The following is a 22,964-nucleotide window of genomic DNA, read 5'->3' as shown; positions in this document are numbered from 1 at the left end:
GGAGACAACCTGTGCCACTCGTGACCAACGTCGAGGTGGTTTCCGACGCCCTCACCCAGTCCGTGGCTCCGCTGGTGGCGGTCGCGGTCCGCGCGGGTGAGAACGCTCCGGACCCCGATCTGGGGATCCTGGGCCTGACGACGGCCGAGATGGACGCCCGACTCCCCGCGCCTCTGCTGGAGGTGCTGCGCATGTACGACGTGACCGGCAAGCCCGGGGAGATCCGGGACCTGCCGGTCGACCTGGGCGCTGGGCCCCGCCGGCTCGTGCTGTTCGGTGTCGGTGCCGCCCAACCCGAACAGCTACGCCGAGCGGCCGCGACCCTGGTTCGCCGTACCAAGGGGACCGACCACGTCGCGGTCGCTCTCCCCGACGGCGCGTCGGACGCGGGCACCGTGGCGTTCGTCGAGGGTCTCCAGCTGGGCTCCTACGCGTTCTCCTGGCCCCCCGTGGCCGGTACCGCAGACTTCGCCGCGGAGGACGCCGCGACCCGGACCGTCACCCTGCACCACGCCGACGTCGCGGCCGTGACGTCGGCGGTCGCCGAGGGTACGGCGCTCGCGCGGGGCGCGGCGATCGCGCGGGACCTGGCGAACGTGCCGTCCAACGAGAAGGGCCCGGCCTGGATGGTCGAGCGCGCCCGAGAGGTCGCCGAGCGCGACGGACTGTCCTGCCAGGTGTGGGACGCCGACGAGCTGAAGCGCGACGGTTTCGGCGCCATCCTGGGCGTGGGCGACGGCTCCCCCCGCCCGCCCCGCCTGGTACGGCTGGACTACGCGCCGGCCGAGGCGGACCGGCACGTGGTGCTCGTGGGCAAGGGGATCACCTTCGACACCGGGGGCCTGTCGTTGAAGCCCAACGACAACATGAAGCTGATGAAGACGGACATGAGCGGTGCCGCCATCGTGCTCGCGGTCATGTCCCGCCTCGCCGGGCTCGGTGCCGCGACCCGGGTGACCGCTCTCCTCCCGCTGGCGGAGAACAGCTTCTCGGGCAGTGCCCAGCGCCCCAGCGACGTGATGCGGACCTACGACGGCCAGACCGTCGAGATCCTCAACACCGACGCGGAGGGACGGCTCGTCCTCGCCGACGCCATCGGCTACGCGGTGCGGAACCTCGCTCCGGACGTCCTCGTCGACGTCGCGACCCTGACCGGGGCCGCGAAGCTCGCGTTGGGAACCACCCTGGGGGCCCTCTACGCGAACGACGATGAGCTCGCGCGTGAGTTGGAGGAGGCCGGAGGGGACGCGGGCGAACCGATGTGGCGCATGCCGTTGGAGGAGCAGTACGTCGACTCGCTCGACTCCACCGTCGCCGACATGGCCAACATCGGCACCAACCCCGACTACGGCCGGCCGGGAGCCACCGAGGCGGCGTTGTTCCTGCGCAAGTTCGTCGGCGACACCCCCTGGGCGCACCTCGACATCGCGGGGCCCGGACGGGCGATGGGAGAGAACGGGATCCTCAGCAAGGGAGCGACGGGGTTCTCCACCCGTCTGCTGCTGCGCTGGCTCACGACCCCGGCGCGCACCACCTGAGCCGGGGCAAGGTGAGGCTCTGTGTGGCTGCTGGTCAGCGCTTGATCGCGGCCAGCAGTCCATCTCCGACCGGCAGCAACAAGGGAACGAGGTTCTCGTCGTCGCGGATCACCCGAGCCACCTCACGGATCCCCGCCGTCCCCGGGTCCGGGGCGACGAGGGGGCCGTCCGCGCGGTGACTCACGCCCTGCGCACCGTTGATGACCACCACCCCGCCCATGCGCAGGATCCGCAACGCCTCGGGCAGATAGGACGGGTACGCCGCACGGTCGGCGTCGACGAACACCATGTCATAGGCGCTGTCGGTCAACCGGGGCAGAACCTCAGAGCCGAGGCCGTGGATCAGTCGGGCACGGTTGCTCGGAAAACCCGCCTCCAGGAACGCCTTGCGGGCGAGTTCCTGGTACTCCAGGGCGGAGTCGACGGTGGTCAGGATCCCCTCGGGGCGCATACCCCGCAGGATCCAGAGGCCGGAGCTCCCGCAGCCGGTTCCAACCTCAACAACCGACCGCGCACCGATCGCGGCGGCGAGGAACCGCAGCGCGGCACCACTGGCCGCGCTCAACGGCGCGGCGTCCGACCGGACTCCCCGCGCTCGCGCCTCGGCCTGAACGTCGTCCTCGGGCAGGTAATTCTCCACGAAGGCCGACAAGTCGTCCTGGACGCTGATGATGGCCTCCCTGGGTCGGGTGTGTCCCGCACGTGCAGTCGCGAGACTATCGCGCACGGCGTCGCTGGTCCGCGCAATCCTGGCCAGGTGCGGTCGTGTCGCGTTACGGTCGGCAAACAACATCCGTGTCGGGGAACATGTTGACTGGGACCCGGCGTTGACGACTAATGACGAGAACTCCGATCGCGGAGCATTCGCGCCAAAGAAGGGAGCGCCGTGGCGGAACACGACTCTGCCCCTGACCTGGGGGAGTGGACTCCACCAACCTGGGACGAAGTCGTGCGGACGCACTCGGCGCGCGTGTATCGGCTGGCGTACCGGCTGTCGGGCAATCAGCACGACGCCGAGGACATCACCCAGGACGTCTTCATCCGGGTGTTTCGTTCGTTGGAGAACTACACCCCGGGAACCTTCGAGGGCTGGCTCCACCGCATCACCACGAACCTCTTCCTCGACACCGCGCGGCGCAAGGCCCGCATCCGGTTCGAGGGATTCCCCGACTCCGCCGACGATCGCATCCAGGGCCGTGAACCCTCCCCCGCCCAGGCCTACGACGATCGCCACTTCGACGCCGATGTCCAGCAGGCACTGGACGCCCTCCCCGCGGACTTCCGGGCCCCTGTCGTGCTGTGCGACATCGAGGGTCTGTCCTACGAGGAGATCGCGGCCACCCTGGGCATCAAGCTCGGTACGGTGCGCAGCCGTATCCACCGTGGTAGAGCCCAACTGCGGGACGCTCTGAACCATCGGAGTCGTCTCGCGGCCGGTGAGGCCGCGCGGGAGCTCTCGGGCGATTCGGGCGGGGCCGTCGCCCCCGCGCCGGAAGGGGAGGAGCGATGAGTCATCTCGGGGAGCGAATCAGCGCGTTCGTCGACGGCGAGCTCGCCGCGTCCGACCGGGACCGTGTGCTGAGCCACCTGGCGTCGTGCGAGTCCTGTCGGTTCGAGGCGGAGATGCTGCGCCGGCTCAAGCGCCGCCTGTGCCACCTCGACACCCCTGGCCCGTCGACGGACCTGGTCGGGAGGTTGTCCTCGTTGACCGGGACGGGGGCGTCCGACGACGACTCCCCGCCCCCGCCGTCGGACTCCTTCGGCAGCCGGCCCCCGATCGGGTCGAGCCGGCCCTTGGGCGGTTGGCCGGGGGAGACCCCCGAGCGGGAGCGCGAGCGGGACAACCGCGGTGGTGACGGCGGCACGGGACGCACGTTCTTCGACCGGTTGCGGGGTGGGCGGATCGCTCACAGCACGCGGTACGGACTCGCCGGGGCATGCGTCGCCGCTGTGACATTGGGCACAGCGTTCATCGCCGACACCGACCGCCCGCCCACGTCCGCTCAGCGGGACGTCGAGGAGGCGCGCACCGAGGCGCCGGCGGTGACCCGGTCCCTCGACAGTGTGTCGTCGCTGAGCACGGCGGTGCGCATCGCCAGCCGGGAGGCGGCCCCGTAGCGACCACTCCGCGCCGCACCCCGTGGCGCGGCGGGCGCGGGTTCGACACGCGCGGCCGGCGGGGTTACGCGCGGTGACGGCGTGTGGGGCGGCCGGTCGTTCGACTCGAGAGTCAGACGCGCCGTCAGAAATCGGCATTGATCCCTCCCTTATCCCTGACCGGCCATGATGTAGGAGGAAGTTGCCGAAGTGTGCTGCTCAGGGGATCAGCATGAGGTGCGAGAGGGACAGTGATGACGGACGACACCGGGCGGCAGGAGCCCCAGGGGGAGGAGCCCACTCCCGGAGGTGAGAGTCCGGTCGACCCACCGCGCGCGGAGCCGGAACCGGGGAGACCGAGCTCACCGTCGTTTGCGGCCCCGCCACCGCCAGGCGCCGACTTTCCCGCGGGGTACGGACAGTTCCGCGAGAGCGCCGGACACACGGGGCCGCCCCGCCCCACCTACGAGCAGAGTCCCACGGGCGGGTTCACTCCCCCCGTGAACGGGCCCGCCACGGCGAGCGGAGCGGGGGCGCCACCGCCTCCACCAGGGCCGCCCACCGGGGGGTGGGGCAACGTCCAATGGCAACCGGCGCCCGAACCAAAGCCGCGGGAGCCCCGGCGTATGCCGATGTGGGGAGTCTTAGTACTGGTCGTCGCGGTCGCGTTGGGGGCGGGCGCGGCGGGGGGAGCGGTGGCCACCGCCGTCGGCGGTTCGGACACGGGTGCGTCCAACCCGTTGGGGAGTGGCGAGGACGGTTCGCAGGACCGCCCGGCGGACACCATCGCGGGGGTGGCGCAACGGGTGAGTCCCAGCGTCGTCTCCATCCAGAGCAGTGACCCGCTCGGCGGCAACGGATCCGGCTTCGTCATCGAGGGCGGCTACGTCGTCACCAACAACCACGTCGCCTCCGGTATCGGGGACGACATCCAGGTCGTCTACGGCGACGGACACGAGAGCTCGGCGACCATCAAGGGCGCCGCGGCCAGTTCCGACCTCGCCGTGTTGGAGGTCGACGAACCCAACGACGTGGAGCCGCTCCCGCTGGGGGACTCCGACTCCATGACCGTGGGCGACGAGGTCATCGCCATCGGTGCGCCGCTCGGGCTGGACGGCACCGTCACCACGGGCATCATCAGCGCGATGGACCGTCCGGTCACGGTTGGTGAGGTGGGCGACTCCAGCTACATCAACGCGTTGCAGACCGACGCCGCGATCAACCCTGGCAACTCCGGTGGCCCGCTGGTCAACGCCCAGGGCGAGGTGATCGGGGTCAACTCCGCGATCGCCACCACCGGCAGTGACTCGCTGGGGCAGTCGGGCAGCATCGGCCTCGGGTTCGCCATCCCGTCGTCGCAGGCGGCGAGCATCATCGACCAGCTCATCGAGTCCGGTGAGGCCCCACACGCCGTCATCGGCGCGTTCCTGGACATGCGGTTCCAGGACGGCGGCGCCATGATCATGGAAGAGGACGGGGAGTCGGAGGAACCGCCCCTGGAGCCGGACGGCCCGGCGGACGACGCTGGCCTGGAACCGGGCGACGTGATCACCGAGTTCGACGGAGAGCCCGTCCGGGACGCCGACCAGTTGATCGTGCTCATCCGTAACAGCAACCCGGGCGACGAGGTCGACGTGACCTTCCAACGCGACGGCGAGGAGATGACCACCCAGCTCACCCTGGGCGCGTCCAACGACTAGCCGAGTGGGGCCACGATCGACGACGACGTCGCCGATCGCGGCCCTTCGCGTATCCCCACTACCGCGGAGCCGCGTCCTCCGCGGTGAACCCGTGGCACAGGTCCGGCCGTGCCACGCTCCGTAGTGGGACGTGCGTGATAGCGGCCGGGTTCCTGTGGATCACATGCGATCCCGGGAGTCCGAACCATGTGGAGCGGGGCGGGGTATCTGTCCGCGGGAGAGGGTTCGGTACGCGACATCGCTCTTGAAATGGGACCGACCGGTGAGTTTCCGTCGATCATCTGGTCAGATTGGCGAAATCGCACGCACAATCGAACCCAAGAGCGGAGCCAGTCAATGTTCGCGAGCGGCCAGATGGAAGTCTGTTTGCAGATCGCTGATCGTCCCAAGGCGATGGCGTTCTACCGTGCGGTGTTCGGCGTCGATCCGATCGGCGTTCCGGAGGAGGACGGTGTACCCGAGCCGTTGCGGTTCCAGGTCAACGACCAGACGTCGCTGACGCTCATCCCTCCGGGCGGGTTGGGCTGGGTCATGGGCGGTCGGGAGATCGCGCCGACCGGGGTCAGTGAGAGCCTGCTGAGCCTGACCCTCGCCAGTGAACGCGAGGTCACCGAGCTCGTCGGACGGTTCCGTGACGCCGGGGGCGACGTCCTCGTCGAACCACAGCGGCAGCCATGGGGGTTCACCAGCGTGTGCACCGACATCGACGGGCACGCCTGGCAAATGACAACGGACGACCTGCCGCGCGAGTGAGAGCGCACAGAGAGGCCCCCGCACCGGGAGATCGAGTCTCGTGGTGCGGGGGACTTCGTGACAGTGCTCGCGCGCGCCGTCAGTTGTTGATCGGGGTGAGGCCCAGCTCCAGGCCGGAGAGGCCACGGCGTCGACCCGCGAGCTGCTCGGCGAGCGTGCGCAGGGTCTTGCTTGCGTCGCTGTCCGGGGAGGAGACGACGTAGGGCGTGCCGGAGTCGCCGCCCTCGCGCATGCCGACCTCGAGCGGGATCTGCCCGAGCAGCGGAACCTCCGCCCCGACCTGCTTGGTCAGCGCCTCGGCGACGGCCTGGCCACCGCCCTCACCGAAGAGGTGAACCCGCTCCCCGCTGTCCGGCGTGACGTAGTAGGACATGTTCTCGATGACGCCGGTGATGCGCTGGTGGGTCTGGGTGGAGATCGACCCCGCGCGCTCGGCGACCTCGGCCGCGGCGAGCTGCGGCGTGGTTACGACGAGAATGTCGGCGGTCGGGAGTAGTTGCGCCACCGAGATGGCGATGTCGCCCGTCCCGGGCGGGAGGTCCAGCAGCAGGACGTCGAGATCGCCCCAGAAGACGTCGGCCAGGAACTGCTGCAGTGCCCGGTGCAGCATGGGCCCACGCCACACGACGGGGGAGTTGCCCTGGGTGAACATCCCCACCGAGATGACCTTGATGCCGCCATGCCCGTTGGGGGGCATGATCATGTCCTCGACCTTGGTGGGGCTGCTGTCGACACTGAGCATCCGGGGGACGGAGTGCCCGTAGATGTCGGCGTCGACCACGCCGACCCGGTACCCCTGGTCGGCCATCGCCGCGGCCAGGTTCACGGTCACCGAGGACTTCCCGACGCCGCCCTTGCCCGAGGTGATTGCGTAGACCTGGGTGAGGGAGTTGGGCTTGGCGAAGGGGATCTCCTTCTCCACCTGGCCGCCCCGCAGCTTGGTCTGCAGCGCCTTGCGCTGTTCCTCGCTCATGACGTCCAGCCCGACACTCACCTTGGTGACCCCGGGGATCTTCTCCACAGCCGTGGTGACATCGCGCTGGATGCGGTCCTTCATCGGACAACCGGCCACGGTCAGGTAGATGCTCACGTGGACGTGACCACCGTCGAGGATCTCGACGTTCTTCACCATGTCGAGTTCGGTCAGCGGACGGTGGATCTCGGGATCCTTCACCGTGGCGAGCGCGGCGTTCACCTGTTCGGTGGTGGGAGTGGAGGAGGCCATACCCCCGATGGTACGCAACCATGGAGTACCCCAGCCACCACCAGGTCCGACCCGCTGCGTGCAAGGTTTCCCCTCAGGACACACGGGTATCCAGTGGGCAATCATGAAGTGCGAACCCACTTGTCCCCGCTGCGGACGCCAACTACGGGAGCCCGGCCTGTGGTCGAGCGAGTGGGAGTGCGAGGCCCACGGCGCGGTCTCCCCGCTCCGTGGCGTTCTTCCACCCGGTGACGAAGGGCTCGAGATCCTCCTCGCCCGGACGCGGGTTCCCGTGTGGATCCCGTGGCCGCTGCCCGCCGGCTGGGTGGTGACGGGGTTCTCGTGCGCGGGCGACGACCGAACGGGGGCCGTCGCCTCCGTCGTCGCGCTCTCCGGCCCCGCCCCCCTGGGTGGGGTGGGAGAACTGGCGATCGTCGCCGAGGAGCCGGGAGTCGGGCTCGGAGCCCGTCTCGCCGGGGCGGACGGCCCGGATCCCGGCCCGCAGTTCGACGCGGGCCCGGCCGAGGGCAAGCTGCGGTTCGACGGCCACGACGTCGCCGTGTGGCATGTCGCGGCGAAGGAGGACCGGGCGGCCTTCGCCGGGGAGGCGTTGGGGCGCTGGGTGTGGTTCGTCTTGAGCCCCGCCGACGCCGGAACGTTCATGTACGAACTCACCTCCCTCCGTGACCTGCGTGATCTTGGTGACGGTGGTGTGGAGCTGCATCCGCCGTTCGGTGCCCTTTCACCATTTATCTCGGCCCAGCTCGCTCCCCGGTAGGATCCGGATACCTGCCCGCACGCGAGGGGCACCGAGCGAGGTCCGCCCTCCGGACAGCGCACGAAACAGACGACCCGGTGCCCCCGCGACGTGGCGGAACGTCAGTCCGTGCAATGGAGCGAAGGGTCGGCACGTGTTCTGGAAGCGCAAGGGCAAGAAGAAGGAAGGCGCCGCGGAACAGGAGGCCACCTCCGCCACCGAGGCCGAGACCCCGGAGGACGCGGAGGACGTCGACGGGGCCGCCGACGCCGACGACGCGGCGGCCGACGAGCGCCCGGACGTGAAGGTCGAGTGTGTCGAGACGTCGGGCACGTTCGAGTACCACGGCGAGGAGTTCGAGGTCACGAACAACACCTGGATCGTCCCCATCGACGACGAGGGTGTGATCGTCGTCGACCCCGCGCACGACGGCAAGGCCATCCTGGACGCCGTGGGCGAGCGCGAGGTCTACCTCGTGGCCTGCACCAACGGGTACCCTCCGCACATCGACGCCGCCGTGGAGGTCGCCGAACGGGACGAGGCCCCGGTCGCGCTGCACCGGCGGGAACTGCGTTCGTGGCGCAAGGTCCACGGCATCGAGCACGCCGTGGAGATGGAGGTCGAAGGCGGTGGCGCCTTCGATATCGGTGACGTCAACGTGCAGGTGCTCGCCCTGCCCGGAACCTCGACCGGGTCGGTGGCCTACTACATCGCGGACTTCGGCCTCGTCCTCTCGGGGGACACCCTGCTCAAGGGCGAGTTGGGAACGGTCGGCGGCGAGTTCGTCGACTACACCCAACAGCTCGCGTCCGTCGGCGAGGTCCTCCTCGAGCTGCCCCGCTCCACCCGGGTCCTGCCCGACCGCGGCGAGGAAACCACGATCGGGGCCGAAGCCGACAACTTCGACGACTGGGTCGCCGGCCACTGACCCCCCGGTGCGCGCCGGTCACCGCCGACTCCTCGACTCGCTGTGGCGGGGCCTGGTACGAACGCGGGTTTAGGTCGGAAGGGGCGCGTCCCGGGGTGTCCCGCCGATGCCCCGGCCCATCGCCGGCCGTCAGGTGTGTCGGGGGAGGGAACCCGCTCTAAGTTCCGCACCTGGCGGTGCCACGACCGCGGTCGGTTGCGGTCTCCCGCCGGGGAAGTGGAGTGGTTGGCTCCAGGGCGAGTCGGACTCGCACTTCAAGGGGACGTCGGCCAGTGGAACCGCCGGCCGCCTGCTGGCGGGCTGCGTGGCGGGGCAAGGTGTCGTGCGCTTTCGGAGGCGGCGGCCCGTTCATGTTGACGGCGTGGAGGTCGGGACGCCACGAATTCGGCCGGCTGCCCGCTGGCAGAGCCCCAGTCCACGGCACCCGGCGGTATCGGCGGGAAGAACCGCCGGTGGCGCATTGGCTGTCTGGGGGCGGCTGCGGTGACGACGCCACGACGGCGCGGCTGGCCGCGACGAACCCAATCCGTCGCTCGGTCCGCTAGGAACGGGCGCGACCGCGCGATGCCCGTCGGGTGTGCTCCCCGGCGGGGGAACGGCCGGCCGCGTGCTCCGCTCCCTCCGTCGGCTCAGGAGCGCTGTGTGCGACTCACGCCGCCAGAGCAAACAAATGCGCACATCCACATGGTGGATGTGCGCCAATCCTCATGAGGGTGGAGAATTCCTGGTGGGGAGCCGGTGGTGGCTGTGTCCCGCCAGGAGTCCGCCGTCGGCTCAGTTGCCGCTGGCGATGTCCACTCCGCCGCGCGTCCGGCGCCGCCGGCGTCGGCGGGTGGCACCTCCGCCGGAGCTACCACTGGCCGTTTCCTGGCTCTCGGGCTCGGTCGCCGTCGTCTCCGTGCGCCCGCGCGGTTTCGATTCGCCGCGTGAGCGGCTCCGACGCCGCTTCGGGCGACCCGCCGTCGGGCTCGTCTCGCCGATGTCCTCGACGTCCTCGGCGGCGAGGCCCGCCCGGTCGCGCTGGTCCTTGGCCAGGGACCCCTTCGTACCGGCCGGGATGTCCAGGTCGGTGAAGAAGTGGTCCGAGGTGGAGTAGGTCTCCGGCGGGTCGGCGAGGTCGAGGCTCAGCGCGGCGTTGATCAGCCGCCACCGGGCCACTTCCTGCCAGTCGATGAACGTGACCGCGGTGCCCGTACGGCCCGCACGTCCGGTCCGGCCCACGCGGTGCACGTAGGTCTTCTCGTCGTCGGGGCACTCGTAGTTGACCACGTGCGTCACGTCGTCGACGTCGAGGCCACGCGCGGCGACGTCGGTCGCCACCAGCACGTCGATCTTGCCGTTGCGGAAGGCGCGCAGGGCGCGTTCCCGCTGGCCCTGACCGAGGTCCCCGTGTACGGCGGCGGCGGCGAAGCCACGCCGGGTCAGGGACGCCGCGACCTTGTCGCAGGCGCGCTTGGTCTGGCAGAACACCATGCTCAGGCCGCGGCCCTCCGCCTGGAGCAACCGCGCCAGCATCTCTTCCTTGTCCAGGGCGTGCGTGCGGTACACGTGCTGGCGCGTGGCGCTCGCGGGGAGACGGTCAGTGTCGTCGTCGTCCCCGGCGCGCACGTGCGTGGGCTGACGCAGGTAGTTACGCGACAGTGTCACGATCTCGCTGGGCATCGTGGCCGAGAACAGCATGACCTGCCGGTGCTCGGGCGCGAGGGTGAGGATGCGCTCGACGTCGGGCAGGAAGCCCAAGTCCAGCATCTTGTCGGCCTCGTCCAGCACGACGGCGTCGGTGTGCGAGAGGTCGAGGTGCCGCTGCTGCTGCAGGTCGAGGAGTCGTCCGGGCGTACCGACGACGACGTCGACGCCCGCGCGCAGACCCTTGATCTGCGGCTCGTACGCGCGCCCGCCGTAGACGGTGAGGATGCGCGTGCCCAGCCGCTTTCCCGCGGTCTCGAGGTCGGCCGCGACCTGGATCGCCAGTTCACGGGTGGGAACCACCACCAGGCAGCGCGGCCGCTGGGCCACACCCGGCTCCGCGGCACTGCGCTGAAGCAGCGGAAGGCCGAAGGCGAAGGTCTTGCCGGTACCGGTGCGCGCCTGGCCGATGATGTCGGCCCCACCGAGCGCGAGAGGGAGGGCGAGGGTCTGGATAGGGAACGGGGCGACGATGCCTTCGGCCTCAAGGGCGTCGGCGATCTCGGGCATCAACCCGAGGGAAGCGAACGTCGTCTCGCTGGTCGATTCTGTTGTCGAAGCTTCTGTGGGCTGTTCTTCCGTGGTCAGGGCGTCTGCCTCCATCTGAGCGGGCCGCCCGTGGCGGCCGTGGATGCCCATGCGGCTCGGCGGCATGTCGCCCTGTCCTCCACCACGGCGCGGCTCACGGGTTTCCATGGCGCGCAGTGACGCGGTGCTTCATTCACAGGGCCGGCTGAGGCGCGATCGTACGCACGGAACATCGGCTTGGTTGTCATCATTGCCCGAACGGCCCGAACTGTACGGGGCTCGGCCACGTCGTTGCGGCGCCCGGATAGCCATCCGGCGCGCCCGCAGGCCACTCGGCCGACGCTATGTGCGGCCGTATCTCGGTCGGACACCGTGAACAGTGTAACCGTTACGAGCTCGTTCGGGAATCGAGCGTTACATGTGCAACGTCTCGCCTCGCGAGGATTAATCCCCATCAGAGGGGTGGATGTGCCTGAGGACGGGAGTGACGCCCGCGCGCGGCGGGGGTTCTGGGCGTGACCGAGGCGCGTGGGGGGTAGGTCACGATGGCCACTCGTGGGTGGTGGTGGGGATCCGGGTCGGGTTGGCCTGGATCCCCACCTGGGGCCGCCCTGCGGGAGGGGTGCGGGGCGGGTTCTTGGTTTGTTGTTAGGTGTGGTGTTTGTGGGTGAGGAGTTGGATGGCGACGTGGTGTTCGGCGCCGGCAGGATAGGTGCGGCCAGCGACATGCCACATGCCGTTGGTCAACGTGGCGTGGATCATTTGGCCGTTGTCCCGCTTGATGGAGAGGGAGACGAGGGTTCGGCCTTGTGTGGGGTTGGCGGTGGAGCGGTAGAAGACGGCGCCGTGTGGGGTTAACAGATTCAGCAAGGTGGTGACGGGATTGGTGTTCACCGTCGGCCTCCCCCGGTGGGGACCAGGGTGGGCAGGTCGGTGGTGACGGTGCAGTGGCCATCATTGGTGATGGTCGTCCACCGCTCCACCAAACTCGCCACCAGGTTCAACCCGTGACCGTGCTCGGTGAGAGGGTCGGTCTTCTTCCCCCACATCGGAACCGACTTCCCCTCCGTGCCCTGATCAACAACACTGATCCGCACCATCGACGGCCGAACATCCAGCTCCACCAAGAACGAACCACCAGGGTGACCGCTCCGGGAGTGACGGATCGCGTTCGTCGCCAACTCGCTGACCACGAGGGCAGCTTCCTCGACTGTGCCGAGATCGGTACCACGCTGGTGGAGTTCATTCCGAGTCCACGCCCGAACCAGGGCGACACTGCCAGGAACACCCGCAAACCGACGCCCCGTCATGAGGCACCCCCCACGACGCCGAGTCCGCCACACGAGTGACACGTACGAGCGATCCCCGCCGCCGCGCCCACCGCCGAAGCCGACTGCTGCAACCCCGCCAGGACACGGGCCAGGAAGTCCTGCTGCTCCACAGCCCGCTCCCGCATCAGCCGACTGACATAGGGCCGCACCCGAGCCGCCCGACGGCCGGGGAAGCGGCGATGGCGGGGAACTCGCGTTGGATCGTGGATCGATAGAGTCGACACCGTCATCACTCCTCATCTGAGTGGTGGCCACAACCCCCGGACGGGGCCTAATCCGTCGCGGGGGTCCTTTCATTTCTGCCTTGCAGCTCCGCGTGCACACCACGCGACCGCACCCGCACTGGGCCACAGCGGGGAGAACACTGCACGGCTGCCACTCAAACGGGACGATCTCCGCCAGGAGAACGAGAAGCAAGGGCAGTCACTGCAGAAAACGAGTACCGCATCCCCATGATGCGATACATAACATTGAATTCGCAAGATGCGATTCGCAATCGGGCGATATGTCTGAATCCCCGAGCTGTCCTATGATCGAGCGAGCCAGGAGGTGACTGAGCGTGGCCGAGAAGTACAGCCCGAGCGCGCGACGACGTAGGCTCTCGCAGCTCTTGCTGGCCATGCGCGAAGAGCGCGGCCTGAAGATCGAGCACGTGAACGCCCGGCTGGGCTGGCCCGGCGGCAAGCTCAGCCGCATGGAGCGAAACGAGTGGAAGCTTCCCTCCCCGCGCGACATGCGTGATTTGGCAGAAGCTTATGAACTCTCGGACGACACTCGTGAGGCCATCGTCGGTCTTGCGCGAGATGCTCGGGCTCGGGGCTGGTGGGTTGAATACAAGGACGTGTTGCGCGGTGGCCTAGCGGACTTTGAGTCCGGCGCTTCGATGATTCGGACCTACGAGAGCCTCTTCATACCTGGCCTGCTGCAGACTCCTGACTACGCTGCGGCCGTGCTTCGAGGCAGCCGAGTCTTGAACGACGAGGAGATCACTCGCAGGGTCGAAAGCCGCACTCGACGGCAGCAGGTGTTGGAGGCGAACGAGCCCCCACGACTGTGGGCATTGGTCGATGAAGCGGCCCTACGCAAGCACGTCGGGGGCCGCGACGTGATGTCAGGCCAGATCAAACACCTGATCGCGATGGCTGAGCGCCCGAACATCGATCTGCAGGTCATACGAGACGAAGCGGGCGCGCACGCCGCCATGGAAGGCGCATTCGTCCTTCTCGACTTCCCCGATCCAGCGGAGCTACCACTCGTATACATCGAAACAGCCACCGAGGACCTCTACCTGGAAGCCCCGAAAACAATCCAGGGCTATGTCTCGATCTTCAGCCACATCTGCAGCTCAGCCGAGTCACCAGAGGCCTCTGTCCGCTACCTGGATTCACTCACCTAAGAAAGCAAAGCAAACGATGTACACACCTGATCCGACCTTCCGCAAGTCCAGTTACAGCGGCCGAGGAGACAACTGTGTGGAGGTCGCCGACCTTCCGGCCGGGGCTGCGGTGCGGGACTCACAACACCCCGAGCTGGGGCATCTGTCCTTCGCCGCGAGTGAGTGGTCGGCGTTCCTTCACGCCGCCCGCACCGGCGAACTCTAAGACCCCAAGTCGTCCCAGGCCCTGGCCCCCACGCCGGGGCCTTCTTCATGCCCGCCGTAGAAGGAACCCCGCCGGGCTACGGTGACTCTGACGGCTAACCCGACCAGCCGGGAGGACCCCATGCCAGAAACCCCCCCACCCCACCTGGCACAAGAGTAGCTACAGCAGCAACACCGGCCAGAACTGCGTAGAGATCGCCGGTCTCCCCGCAGGGGCAGCGATGCGGGACTCCCAGCACCCCGACCTGGGTCACCTGTCCTTCACCACGAACGAGTGGTCAGCCTTCCTCCACGCCGCCCGCACCGGCGAGCTCTAGGTCCCCACGCGGCTCCAGGCCACCAGCCAACGAGAAGTTCGACCGAAGCCGCCACAGGAAACCCGCCACGCGCAGCGTGACCCCTCAGGCAGTGGCTTGAATCGTTCACGCTCCGCGTGGCTCACTCCCCAGTGGCCACTCCGGTTGGGCGCCTGTGGGGTTGGGGGCCTGGTGGGGGTGTCCAGGGAGCGGGGAAGGGGTACCACGCGGCCGGGTTTTGGCTCATGGTGACCGAGGTTGCGACCCGCGCCGTGAGACTCCTCCACAGGGATTGAGGAAACCCCATCGCGTATGCGGTGAGTGTAGAGGATTCCCTGCAGGTGATCGATCTCGTGGGCCACGAGCCGGGGCGAGGCGTTGCATGGTGCTCGCATCATTCACTCCGCAGGAAGCCGTCCTTGTCTTGGTCGATAGTTTTATGTATCGGTATAGATTCAACCTGCGACATGGTTCCAGGTTTTCCTTCATGGTGGTGTCAGACTGTTCTCGCCTCTCTGGGTACAGTTATCGAATCCGGAGCGAAGTAATGAACGGAGTCCAGATGGAGGAAAGATCATCAGAAGAGGAAAACGGTAGTCCGGAAGAGGTCATGACTATCGGTGATGTGGCAGACATGACCGAAGGAACGACGAACAAGAGTGGCTCCGAGGACAAACGTTACAAGTATCGCTGATCAGAGAGCGCGGGCGGCGATATGGTCGGGTGCCGCCCGCGTCAATTGCGTCCGTCATTGACAGAGGATGCCATGCGTTGGTTTGGTGGATGCGTCACATCTACTCCTGGCGTTCCAAGCTATGTCCCCGAACAGGACGTATCTCTGGTATGGGAGGACCCATTTCCGCTATGGATGGTGGGTGAGTGGTCACCCGATGAGATCGTGTTTGCTCGATCTCGGAGCCGGGAAGCCGTATTGGTCGGCGTTTGCAGCTTGACCCGCGGCGAGTTGGTCAAATGGCTGGACAGTGCTTGCTTGGGAGGGCTTCCACCCTGGCCTGGAATATACACCGTCGTCGTTCGTGATGCGTGCTCCATCACCGTGTGGACTGATCCGACGCATGCTGCTCCGCTCTATTACACGAATATCGAGGGCGGCGTGGTGTGGGCATCATCGAGCCGTGCTCTGGCCGCAATCCATGGAAGTGGACTCGACTTGAACTGGCTCGGGGCTATGGTGTGCGAACCACCGATTCCCCCGTCAGGTCAACGTTCAGCTTTCGCCGATGTGGACTGTATTCCTCCGGGATATCGCATGATGTTCACTCGGGGAAAGAAACCAATGGCGCAGCAGTGGTGGTTCGCGCCCAACGCGGTTTCATCGTCTGAGGCAGCGACTGGTTTTCGCTGGTCACTTGAGAAATCTGTACTTGCACGCACCACAACCGTAGAGAGAATATCCTGCGATCTGAGTGGAGGTCTCGATTCCACCACGCTGTGCCTGTTGGCGGCCGGCCTCATTGAGGTAGACCGACGCGTGACAGGATTGACGGTGCGTCCAGCATCAACCGATTCGGGCGGCGACCTGGACCATGCTCGAACTGTTGCATTTTATCGGCACAATATCAGACACTCAATTCTCGGATTGACGGGCGAGGCCCTTCCATACTCCGAATTGGAAGAAATTCCCCCGTGTGATGAGCCTGCACCGAGTACGATCACGACGGCTCGCCACCGGGTAGCGTATGAGCGATTGGTGGACGAAGGAAGCCAGCGCCACCTCACGGGAGACGGCGGCGACGCACTCCTGATTCCTCCGTCGGCCTACCTCTACGAACTGGCACATCGTGCGCGATTCGTGCGGTTGGCGCGTGACGTCCATGGGTGGGCAAAACTAGCCGACGCTAGTCCCTGGCCACGTGTTCGCGAGCTCTTCGTAACAGCACCGGACAAACGAGCGTCGCCGCCGTGGGCGAGCAACCGTGCTCAAGAGCTCGCACTTGACTATCCCGCTTGGGGGGCGCCTGACACTTCGATGACCAACGCGTACGTCATTTCTGACGTACGGAGCATCGCCCGAACGGCGAACGCGGATACTCAGATCGCCCACTCATTCGGCATCCACTTGGATGCCCCCTTCATGGACCGCACGGTGATGGATGCCGCATTGCGTTTTCGCTTGAATGACCGGGGATCACCTTGGCAGTACAAGCCTCAAATCACCGATGCGTTTTCCGACATATTGCCCAGAAACGTGCGTCAACGTCACACGAAGGGCGGAACCGACGTTGACCATCATCACGGCCTGCGTGCTCACCTGGGGCCTGTCAAGTCCCTGATGGATGGGTGGCTAGCTGGTCATAGCCTGATCCAACCCAGCCCCATGTATACCGCACTCGATCGAGCCGCAATAGGATTACCGAGCCCATTCGGTGAGTTCGAGCCCGCGATCGCGTTGGAGGCATGGGCGCGGGCGGTCACCGCCGCACTCCCAGTCAAATGGACCCGGGCTTTTCCAGCCCATAAGGCAACGCCGTGACCACTCCACGATTCGTGACCGCTGCGGATCAAGTTCGGGTGGTCGCCTATCCCCACGTGACAGTGGTTCTGAAGGGCAACACGGGCGCACTCAATGCTCTGACAGGCGATACTTCCCGAATCTGGGCAGCTCTCGCTTCGACGGGCGACACCCAGACACCAGTCCAAGGTGTCGAACCTTCCGCGGTGGGTCGCAGTGTGGGATCCTTAATCAAGCACGGATTACTCGTTCCCACGACTATTCCGCGCCCATGGCTGCCGCCAAGAGCTGGCCGCGCTTCCCGCCCTAGCTGGGGCACGCACGATAGCCCCGCCGCACTTCCTCCTATTCCCAAAGCGGCCTTGAGGTGGTACGCACCCGCCCTCATCGCGATCCTTATAGTGCTTGTCATTCGCGATTCGGGGCCACAACGGCTGAGGTTCGCCCGGCTTCGCGCAGTATCCACCCAAGCCACCCTGCGCCGCAGAGTACTCGATCCGGTGACGGCCACATCCATCGTTCGGGCAGTTCGGCGAACGGGGCGACTTATTCCCGCTCGTGTGGCATGTTTGGAGGAATCGGCTGCGGTGATGTTGATCCTGGGCCTTTTGGGATATGGGGCCGACTGGAAGCACGGAGTCGCCGTCGACCCTGTTCGACTGCACGCGTGGGTCGAGGTCGACGGCCAGCCGATTGAGGAGGCGGCCGACATTGTCGATTACACCCCGTTCGAGGAGTAGGTGTGAGTGGTTCGGTTGACCCGGTTGTGTGGGTGGAGTCTGGTGGTGTTGGGCTTGGTCCATTGCGTGGGGATCTGGCGCGTGAGTATTGGCGTTGGGAGAGCGACCCGGGGGCGGTTCTGGGCTATGGGCGTCAGGTTCCCGAGTCGCCTGAGTCTCGGGCGGAAGGTTTGGAGCACCAGCTTCGTGGTGCGCCCGACCAGGCTCGTTTCACCGTCTATGACACCGCGTCGCGACCGGCAACCCCGGTTGGACTGTCCAGCCTCCTCATAGACCATCAGGTGCGTACCGCGGAGTTCGTGATCGTGGTCGCTCCCGAAGCGAGGGGGCGCCAGGTCGGCACGCAGGCGACACGGCTCACCTTGGACTACGCGTTCCACCTCATCGGGCTACGCATGGTGTGGCTCAAGGTCCTCGAACCCAACACGGCGGGCGTACGCGCCTACGAGAAAGCCGGCTTCCGTCACGCCGGGCGACTCCGCGACGCCGGCCACTGGCTCGGCCGTCCCTGCGCCGAGCTCCTCATGGACGCAACTCCAAACGACTTTGAAGGCCACTCAACCATCCACACTCCCACCGACGAAGCCTAGAAGTCCTCCTCCTCGTCGGATACCAGCCGTCACGCTTCGCGTGGCCCACTCCCCAGTGGCCACTCCGGTTTCACGCCTGCCGGGTGCAGGGCCTGGTGCGGGGCGGTCCGGGGCGCCAGGCACTCAAGCATTGGCCTGGAGCAACCGACGTTGCCACCTGTTGGTGAGTCGCGCGGAGCGTGACCGTTCCTTCGTGAACCCACTCCTGGGTGGTTGGTGGGGGGTTAGCGTCGTGGTCATGGGTTTGGATTTTGGTCGTCTTGTTGGTGATGCGGAGCGGGATGGGGTCGAGAAGTTTGTTGTTGGTGCGGTGGTACACGATGTGGGCAGGGTGTTGATCCTGCGGCGTAGTGCGGTGGATGACTTCTTGCCGGGGATCGAGGAGTTGCCCTCGGGTGGGGTGGATCCGGGCGAAGACCTCTTCCAGGCTTTGGCGCGTGAGCTGGGTGAGGAGATCGGGTGGCACCGTCCCATCGCTCTGGATGCTGGCTTCGTGGCGTGTTTCGACTACACCACCGGTAGTGGACGCAGAGCCCGGCAGTTCACCTTCAGCCTCGCCCACGACAGCTCACCGATCACGTTGTCGGCCGAACACACCGCCCTCCGGTGGATCACCCCAGCCGAGGTCGACGACACCGACCTCACACCCGAGTCCCGACAGGTCATCACCACCTGGACCCACCACGTCCCGCATACCCAAAACCACTAAAGCGCCACGCTCCGCGCGACCCACTCCCCAATGGCCACTCCGGTTCCGCCAGCTGCGGGGTTGGGGGCCTGGAGGGCTCCAGACCCTCATCGAGTGGCGCAGAGCAACCGGAGCCGCCACGACAAATGAGCCGCGCGGAGCACGACCTTCGACACACCTCAGTGCCATTTCCATCGTGAGGGGCAGGTCACAGCCTCGTACCGGGTACTTGCCAGTTGTCCCGGCGGGCCTCGATGGTCTGCCCCCTACCCCAGGGCGATGAACACCGTGTCGGAGGCGATCCCCACATCAAGGGCCAGCCTGCCGCCCGGGGATGTCCACGTGGCGACCGGGGCGTCTCTTTCCAGCGGGCGCCACAACCGGATGGACCCACCCAGATCGTTGATCGTCACCACGACCACATCGCCGCCCACATCGGCGACCACCGGACTTCCCAGCCCTGGGTAGCGCGCCACCTGTTCCAGGCCGGGCAGCGCCAGCAACCGCCCATTGGCAGCCAGCACAGGGCCTCGGGAGGTCTGTGCCACGTGGAAGTCATCCGGGGCGACGTCGTCCACCTCGCCCATCACCTGGCCATCGCCGGTGCGGACGACCTGCAGGTTGTAGACATCGACCACGTCTTCGCCGATCCAGCCCCAGGACGCGCGAGGAGTGAAGAGGAGGCCGTCGAGCAAGGCGATCCTGACGTCGCCCGAGCAGTAGGTCATGTGGAAGCCCTGGCTGGCGAGCAGGGTTCCGCCCGATAGAGAGCAGGCTTCCCACCCCCATTCGCCGGTACTCCGGTGCGTCCCGAACACGAACAGTGCCGGTCGGCCGTACAGATGTCCGCTCACCGCGTCCAAAGGCTCGTCGATGCACCCGGGGTAGGGGTGTTCACGCAGGACACGACCCGTGGTCGCCTCCCAGAGGCGCAGCGTTCCACACACCTCCGCGATGAGCGGCCTGCCCCAGCCGCCCCATCCGGGCGGTGGAATCAGCGGCACGCACACCGAGCCGTCCTCAGGAGACACTCCCGGGCCGACAGGCGATCCGGTGCGGGCGTCGAGCATGCGGGCGCGGTGGGCCGGGTGATCCGCGTGCACCACGAGCAGGCGGCCGCTGGGGTCCAGTCGCAGGCGGTCGGCCTCCACCCAGCGTAGGTGCATCAGCACTCCCTTCCGGGTAAGAGGTCCCGGGGCCGCGTCCAGGGGGCGCATCGTAGCGCCACGCTCCGCGTGACCCACTCCCTAGTGGCCACTTCGGCTGCACCACCAATGGGGCTGAGGGCCTGGAGGGCACCAGCCCATCAAGCATCGGAGCAGCGCGACCTTAGCGGTGAGGTGGCCGGCCCGCGCGTTGGTGGGGGGAGGGGAATGCCCTACGCTTGGCGCATGGTTGAGAGCCCCGACACCTCGAAGAACGACCAGGATGTGCCGCGTGAGGCCGTCGTCGACCTGTTGGGGCTGCTGGCCTACGGCGAACTCGTCTCCTTCTTCCGTCTCACCTCCGACGCGCTGCTGGCGCCGACGCTGACCGACAAGGCCGCGCTCGCCGGGCTGGCCAGTGTCGAGTACCAGCACTACGCCCAGCTCCGGGACCGGCTCACCGAGCTCGACGTGGACGTGGAGACCGCGATGCGGCCGTTCATCCCGGCCTTGGACGCCTGGCACGAGGTGACCCAACCGCAGAACTGGTTGGAAGGACTGGTGAAGGCGTACGTGGGGGACGGGATCGCCGCGGACTTTTACCGCCAGGTCGCCGACGCACTCGACGGTGACACCCAAACCCTCGTGCACGGGGTGTTGGACGAGGGTGAACGCGCGGCGTTCGTGGTCGCGAGGGTGCGCGAGGCGGTTGACCAGGACCAGAAACTCGCGGGCCGACTGGCGCTGTGGGGAAGAAGGCTGGTCGGCGAAGCGTTGAGCCAGGCACAGCGTGTGGCCCAGGACCACCCCGCGTTCGCGGAGCTGGTCACGGCCGGCGTCGAGGAGAGCGCGTCGGACGACGACGATGGCGTGGGGCGCGCGCCCGCGCGGCTCACCGAGGGATACAGCAGGCGCCTCAAGGAACTGGGGCTCGCCACCTGACCCGCATGGACGGCCACAGACCGGAACCGGCTGTCGCTGTCAACCTTCGGTAGCTGTCAGGTGTCACACATTGGACACAAGCACACCAACATTGCGTATATAGTCTTCTACAGTTCGTTCCCCTGTGTCCCCATTTCGAGGAACAGTCATGCGTCGTGAGTTCTCCGTTGAGTGTCCGCTCACTCGACTCACACGGGATTTCCAGCAGTTCGGTCTCGTTGGTGAGTCACAACCGCCGTGGGTGATCGCCCAGGTAGACCAGCACGCGGCGGCCGTTCGCTCCTCGATGGAGTACGACGGCATCGAGCTGGACCGCCAGAGCCTCGGGTTCTACGTGCGCGGCCTGCTGGACGGTATGCGGGAGCGCGGTTGGGCGACCGCGGAGTCGGAGTTCGACTGGGAGACCCTGCGATTGATGGCGGTATGCCACCTCGCGACGGAGCGCGGGTTCGTCGGCTGAACCTCGCCCCCGGTATCGGCGCGGCCTGACACCCCGCCCATCGACGTCACCGGGTGCGGACATCTCTGTCGGGGCGATCCAAATATCAGCCAACGGGCTGATCACCGGCGTAGGCTATGCCTGTTCGCGGCGAGCGACGCCCGGCCTCCGCAGAGGAACTGGCCCGAGACACGGAGTCTCCGCGGCTGTGGGTGGTGTGTCAGTGTAGGCGCGGCGAGAGAGGATAGGCCCATGGGGAGTGGTCGACATGGAGCGGCTCGGCCACCCGTCGGCGTTCTGGTCAGGCTGGAACGGACGGATTTTCTCCTGCTTGGATTGCAGATCCTCGCGGCGGTGGTCGTGATGGTGGTCTCCGGCCCCCTCAGCATCGCCTTCTGGGTGGCGATCGCGGTCGCGGTGGCCAGCGTCACTCTCGCGGTGCGCCGCATCGACCGACTTTCCCGTGACGAACTGCGCGGCGAGGAACTTCTCTAGCGGCCCACCGCCCCACCCGAACGAGACGAGGGCGGGGTCGCGCCCCGCCCTCGTATCTGTCTCCTCGACCCTTAGGTCGCCTGGACATCACATCGGATTACGCGGCGGCGTCTGTTCAGGTCCTTGCGTGCTCGTTGATCCCGATGCGCTGGCTGACGTCCCCGAGTGCCCCGCGGGCTCGGGGTGCTCCTCGGACCCGGTCGACTCCGACGCCTGTGCGTGTCGGGGAGCCTCTTCCTCGCCGCGCATCGCGTCCGACCTGCCTCGCTCGTAGGCCGAGCTGTCAGTGGCACGCCCGGTTTCGCGTTCGAGCGTGTTCAGCCATCCGGTCCACCGCTGCTGCATCGGGCGGATGAGGCCACCGCCCACGCCCACCACGAGGATGCCGCCGACGGTCGCGAGTACGGCGATCAGCACCGGTTGTGTCACTGCGGTCGCCACCCCGATCTGGTTCAGCGCGGCGATCGCGCCGAGGGCGACGATGAAGACCCACGCCAATGTGGCCAGGAAGCGCCCGTAGCTGAGGCCACCGAGAGCTCCGGCGATCAGGTCGCGCGCCATCTTCGCCAACGCCACGGCGACAACCACGATCACGAGTGCCACGAACGCGTGTGGAATCCAGGCCACGACCGAGTTCAGCAGTTGCGACACCGGGTTGCCCGCACCGAAGACGTTGAAGGCCAACGTCAGGGTGACCAGCACCAACGTGTAATAGACGATCCTGCCGATGAGCGCACTGGCGCTGTATTTGCCACGGCGGAAGTACTCCCCGACCGGCGTCCGGTCCACCGCGCGATCCAACCCCACCTTGGCCAGTAGCCGTCCCAGCAACTTGCCAATGAAGTAGGCGATGATCCAACCAAGGATCAGGATGACGAGGAACCCGATGACCATGGGGGCCGCGGACACCACGGTACTCCAGGCGTCCGCTAACCCTTGGCCGATACCCATAGTGATCTCCCCCGATACGAATTGCCTGGTAACCGGCCGATACCCGGGGAACAGGGCAACAAATCTCCGAAGAGTAATGAATT

Annotated in this window: 25 protein-coding genes; 17 read left to right on the top strand and 8 right to left on the bottom strand. The window is 67.1% G+C overall.

From position 1 onward, the window contains the following. Positions 1-11: 11 nt before the first annotated feature. Positions 12-1,538 carry a leucyl aminopeptidase gene (locus tag J4H86_RS10345; RefSeq protein WP_236543294.1) on the top strand — a complete coding sequence of 509 codons (1,527 nt, stop codon included), beginning with the start codon at positions 12-14 and terminating at the stop codon, positions 1,536-1,538. Positions 1,539-1,572: 34 nt separating this feature from the next. Here J4H86_RS10345 and J4H86_RS10340 read toward each other — a convergent pair whose 3' ends face one another. Next, positions 1,573-2,178: an O-methyltransferase gene (locus J4H86_RS10340; RefSeq protein ID WP_236543974.1), complete on the bottom strand. Its 606-nt coding sequence runs from the start codon at positions 2,176-2,178 to the stop codon at positions 1,573-1,575. Between the two features lie 246 nt (positions 2,179-2,424). On the opposite strand from J4H86_RS10340, the gene sigE reads away from it, so the two are divergent. The 4 genes from sigE to J4H86_RS10320 all read left to right on the top strand — a co-directional run bounded on the left by sigE (position 2,425) and on the right by J4H86_RS10320 (position 6,088). Next, positions 2,425-3,048, top strand: a complete 624-nt coding sequence (sigE, locus tag J4H86_RS10335) for an RNA polymerase sigma factor SigE (protein ID WP_236543293.1) — start codon at positions 2,425-2,427, stop codon at positions 3,046-3,048. Next, on the top strand, positions 3,045-3,656 hold the full coding sequence (locus tag J4H86_RS10330; RefSeq protein ID WP_236543292.1) for an anti-sigma factor family protein: 612 nt from the start codon (positions 3,045-3,047) through the stop codon (positions 3,654-3,656). Before sigE ends, J4H86_RS10330 begins: the two co-directional genes overlap by 4 nt. Before the next feature lie 605 nt (positions 3,657-4,261). After that, positions 4,262-5,335: a S1C family serine protease gene (locus tag J4H86_RS10325; protein WP_236543291.1), complete on the top strand. Its 1,074-nt coding sequence runs from the start codon at positions 4,262-4,264 to the stop codon at positions 5,333-5,335. 366 nt (positions 5,336-5,701) lie between these two features. Further along, complete coding sequence (locus tag J4H86_RS10320) at positions 5,702-6,088, top strand: VOC family protein (protein ID WP_236543290.1); 387 nt, start codon at positions 5,702-5,704, stop codon at positions 6,086-6,088. A gap of 79 nt (positions 6,089-6,167) precedes the next feature. On the opposite strand, the gene J4H86_RS10315 is transcribed toward J4H86_RS10320, so the two are convergent. Continuing rightward, on the bottom strand, positions 6,168-7,313 hold the full coding sequence (locus J4H86_RS10315) for an Mrp/NBP35 family ATP-binding protein (RefSeq protein WP_236543289.1): 1,146 nt from the start codon (positions 7,311-7,313) through the stop codon (positions 6,168-6,170). A 103-nt stretch (positions 7,314-7,416) separates the two neighbouring features. On the opposite strand from J4H86_RS10315, the gene J4H86_RS10310 reads away from it, so the two are divergent. Continuing rightward, entirely contained in the window at positions 7,417-8,070 is a 654-nt protein-coding gene (locus tag J4H86_RS10310) for a DUF6758 family protein (protein WP_236543288.1), read from the top strand. 133 nt (positions 8,071-8,203) lie between these two features. Next, positions 8,204-8,977, top strand: coding sequence for an MBL fold metallo-hydrolase (locus tag J4H86_RS10305; RefSeq protein ID WP_330932514.1), 774 nt, complete (start codon positions 8,204-8,206; stop codon positions 8,975-8,977). Between the two features lie 774 nt (positions 8,978-9,751). Here J4H86_RS10305 and J4H86_RS10300 read toward each other — a convergent pair. The 4 genes from J4H86_RS10300 to J4H86_RS10285 all read right to left on the bottom strand — a co-directional run bounded on the left by J4H86_RS10300 (position 9,752) and on the right by J4H86_RS10285 (position 12,746). After that, positions 9,752-11,176, bottom strand: coding sequence for a DEAD/DEAH box helicase (locus tag J4H86_RS10300; protein WP_236543973.1), 1,425 nt, complete (start codon positions 11,174-11,176; stop codon positions 9,752-9,754). A gap of 663 nt (positions 11,177-11,839) precedes the next feature. Then, the gene (locus J4H86_RS10295) at positions 11,840-12,085 is read right to left on the bottom strand and encodes a hypothetical protein (protein ID WP_236543287.1); all 246 of its coding nucleotides are present in this window, start codon (positions 12,083-12,085) and stop codon (positions 11,840-11,842) included. Next, entirely contained in the window at positions 12,082-12,501 is a 420-nt protein-coding gene (locus J4H86_RS10290) for an ATP-binding protein (RefSeq protein ID WP_236543286.1), read from the bottom strand. The genes J4H86_RS10295 and J4H86_RS10290 overlap by 4 nt, the downstream gene beginning before the upstream one ends. Continuing rightward, positions 12,498-12,746: a hypothetical protein gene (locus J4H86_RS10285; protein ID WP_236543285.1), complete on the bottom strand. Its 249-nt coding sequence runs from the start codon at positions 12,744-12,746 to the stop codon at positions 12,498-12,500. Before J4H86_RS10285 ends, J4H86_RS10290 begins: the two co-directional genes overlap by 4 nt. A 335-nt stretch (positions 12,747-13,081) precedes the next feature. On the opposite strand from J4H86_RS10285, the gene J4H86_RS10280 reads away from it, so the two are divergent. From J4H86_RS10280 to J4H86_RS10250, 7 genes are all read left to right on the top strand, one after another. Next, positions 13,082-13,918, top strand: coding sequence for a helix-turn-helix domain-containing protein (locus J4H86_RS10280; RefSeq protein WP_236543284.1), 837 nt, complete (start codon positions 13,082-13,084; stop codon positions 13,916-13,918). A 16-nt stretch (positions 13,919-13,934) separates the two neighbouring features. Beyond that, positions 13,935-14,123 (top strand): DUF397 domain-containing protein, encoded by a 189-nt coding sequence (locus J4H86_RS10275; protein ID WP_236543283.1) that lies wholly within the window; start codon positions 13,935-13,937, stop codon positions 14,121-14,123. A 193-nt stretch (positions 14,124-14,316) separates the two neighbouring features. After that, on the top strand, positions 14,317-14,439 hold the full coding sequence (locus tag J4H86_RS10270) for a DUF397 domain-containing protein (protein ID WP_236543972.1): 123 nt from the start codon (positions 14,317-14,319) through the stop codon (positions 14,437-14,439). Positions 14,440-15,133: 694 nt separating this feature from the next. Beyond that, positions 15,134-16,912, top strand: coding sequence for an albusnodin/ikarugamycin family macrolactam cyclase (locus J4H86_RS10265; RefSeq protein WP_330932513.1), 1,779 nt, complete (start codon positions 15,134-15,136; stop codon positions 16,910-16,912). Continuing rightward, on the top strand, positions 16,909-17,631 hold the full coding sequence (locus J4H86_RS27235; protein WP_330932512.1) for a lasso peptide biosynthesis B2 protein: 723 nt from the start codon (positions 16,909-16,911) through the stop codon (positions 17,629-17,631). Before J4H86_RS10265 ends, J4H86_RS27235 begins: the two co-directional genes overlap by 4 nt. A 2-nt stretch (positions 17,632-17,633) precedes the next feature. Continuing rightward, on the top strand, positions 17,634-18,221 hold the full coding sequence (locus tag J4H86_RS10255; protein ID WP_330932511.1) for a GNAT family N-acetyltransferase: 588 nt from the start codon (positions 17,634-17,636) through the stop codon (positions 18,219-18,221). A 238-nt stretch (positions 18,222-18,459) separates the two neighbouring features. Beyond that, on the top strand, positions 18,460-18,930 hold the full coding sequence (locus tag J4H86_RS10250) for an NUDIX domain-containing protein (RefSeq protein ID WP_269134548.1): 471 nt from the start codon (positions 18,460-18,462) through the stop codon (positions 18,928-18,930). 245 nt (positions 18,931-19,175) lie between these two features. Here the strand turns inward: J4H86_RS10250 and J4H86_RS10245 are convergent, their stop codons facing one another. Then, positions 19,176-20,075: a hypothetical protein gene (locus J4H86_RS10245; RefSeq protein ID WP_236543279.1), complete on the bottom strand. Its 900-nt coding sequence runs from the start codon at positions 20,073-20,075 to the stop codon at positions 19,176-19,178. 225 nt (positions 20,076-20,300) lie between these two features. Between J4H86_RS10245 and J4H86_RS10240 the strand changes: the two genes are divergently transcribed. The 3 genes from J4H86_RS10240 to J4H86_RS10230 all read left to right on the top strand — a co-directional run bounded on the left by J4H86_RS10240 (position 20,301) and on the right by J4H86_RS10230 (position 21,930). Then, the gene (locus tag J4H86_RS10240) at positions 20,301-20,996 is read left to right on the top strand and encodes a ferritin-like fold-containing protein (RefSeq protein ID WP_236543278.1); all 696 of its coding nucleotides are present in this window, start codon (positions 20,301-20,303) and stop codon (positions 20,994-20,996) included. 241 nt (positions 20,997-21,237) lie between these two features. Beyond that, a complete protein-coding gene (locus J4H86_RS10235; RefSeq protein ID WP_236543277.1) occupies positions 21,238-21,456 on the top strand; it encodes a DUF6401 family natural product biosynthesis protein in 219 nt (72 codons plus the stop codon). Between the two features lie 231 nt (positions 21,457-21,687). After that, the gene (locus J4H86_RS10230) at positions 21,688-21,930 is read left to right on the top strand and encodes a hypothetical protein (protein ID WP_236543276.1); all 243 of its coding nucleotides are present in this window, start codon (positions 21,688-21,690) and stop codon (positions 21,928-21,930) included. 87 nt (positions 21,931-22,017) lie between these two features. On the opposite strand, the gene J4H86_RS10225 is transcribed toward J4H86_RS10230, so the two are convergent. Further along, the gene (locus J4H86_RS10225) at positions 22,018-22,881 is read right to left on the bottom strand and encodes a mechanosensitive ion channel family protein (protein WP_236543275.1); all 864 of its coding nucleotides are present in this window, start codon (positions 22,879-22,881) and stop codon (positions 22,018-22,020) included. Positions 22,882-22,964 lie beyond the last annotated feature (83 nt).

Origin of the sequence: Spiractinospora alimapuensis (assembly GCF_018437505.1) — a bacterium.
GTDB lineage: Bacteria > Actinomycetota > Actinomycetes > Streptosporangiales > Streptosporangiaceae > Spiractinospora > Spiractinospora alimapuensis.
Note: the sequence above shows the minus strand (reverse complement) of the source record. Positions and strands in the feature narration are given on the sequence as shown.

Bases quoted from the DNA above. Each gene is read 5' to 3' on its own strand.
- J4H86_RS10330 (WP_236543292.1), top strand. From the start codon at position 3,045: ATGAGTCATCTCGGGGAGCGAATCAGCGCGTTCGTCGACGGCGAGCTC.
- J4H86_RS10325 (WP_236543291.1), top strand. From the start codon at position 4,262: ATGCCGATGTGGGGAGTCTTAGTACTGGTCGTCGCGGTCGCGTTGGGG.
- J4H86_RS10315 (WP_236543289.1), bottom strand. From the start codon at position 7,313: ATGGCCTCCTCCACTCCCACCACCGAACAGGTGAACGCCGCGCTCGCC.
- J4H86_RS10310 (WP_236543288.1), top strand. From the start codon at position 7,417: ATGAAGTGCGAACCCACTTGTCCCCGCTGCGGACGCCAACTACGGGAG.
- J4H86_RS10290 (WP_236543286.1), bottom strand. From the start codon at position 12,501: ATGACGGGGCGTCGGTTTGCGGGTGTTCCTGGCAGTGTCGCCCTGGTT.
- J4H86_RS10275 (WP_236543283.1), top strand. From the start codon at position 13,935: ATGTACACACCTGATCCGACCTTCCGCAAGTCCAGTTACAGCGGCCGA.
- J4H86_RS10265 (WP_330932513.1), top strand. From the start codon at position 15,134: ATGGTCGGGTGCCGCCCGCGTCAATTGCGTCCGTCATTGACAGAGGAT.
- J4H86_RS10250 (WP_269134548.1), top strand. From the start codon at position 18,460: ATGGGTTTGGATTTTGGTCGTCTTGTTGGTGATGCGGAGCGGGATGGG.
- J4H86_RS10245 (WP_236543279.1), bottom strand. From the start codon at position 20,075: ATGCACCTACGCTGGGTGGAGGCCGACCGCCTGCGACTGGACCCCAGC.
- J4H86_RS10240 (WP_236543278.1), top strand. From the start codon at position 20,301: ATGGTTGAGAGCCCCGACACCTCGAAGAACGACCAGGATGTGCCGCGT.
- J4H86_RS10230 (WP_236543276.1), top strand. From the start codon at position 21,688: ATGGGGAGTGGTCGACATGGAGCGGCTCGGCCACCCGTCGGCGTTCTG.
- J4H86_RS10225 (WP_236543275.1), bottom strand. From the start codon at position 22,881: ATGGGTATCGGCCAAGGGTTAGCGGACGCCTGGAGTACCGTGGTGTCC.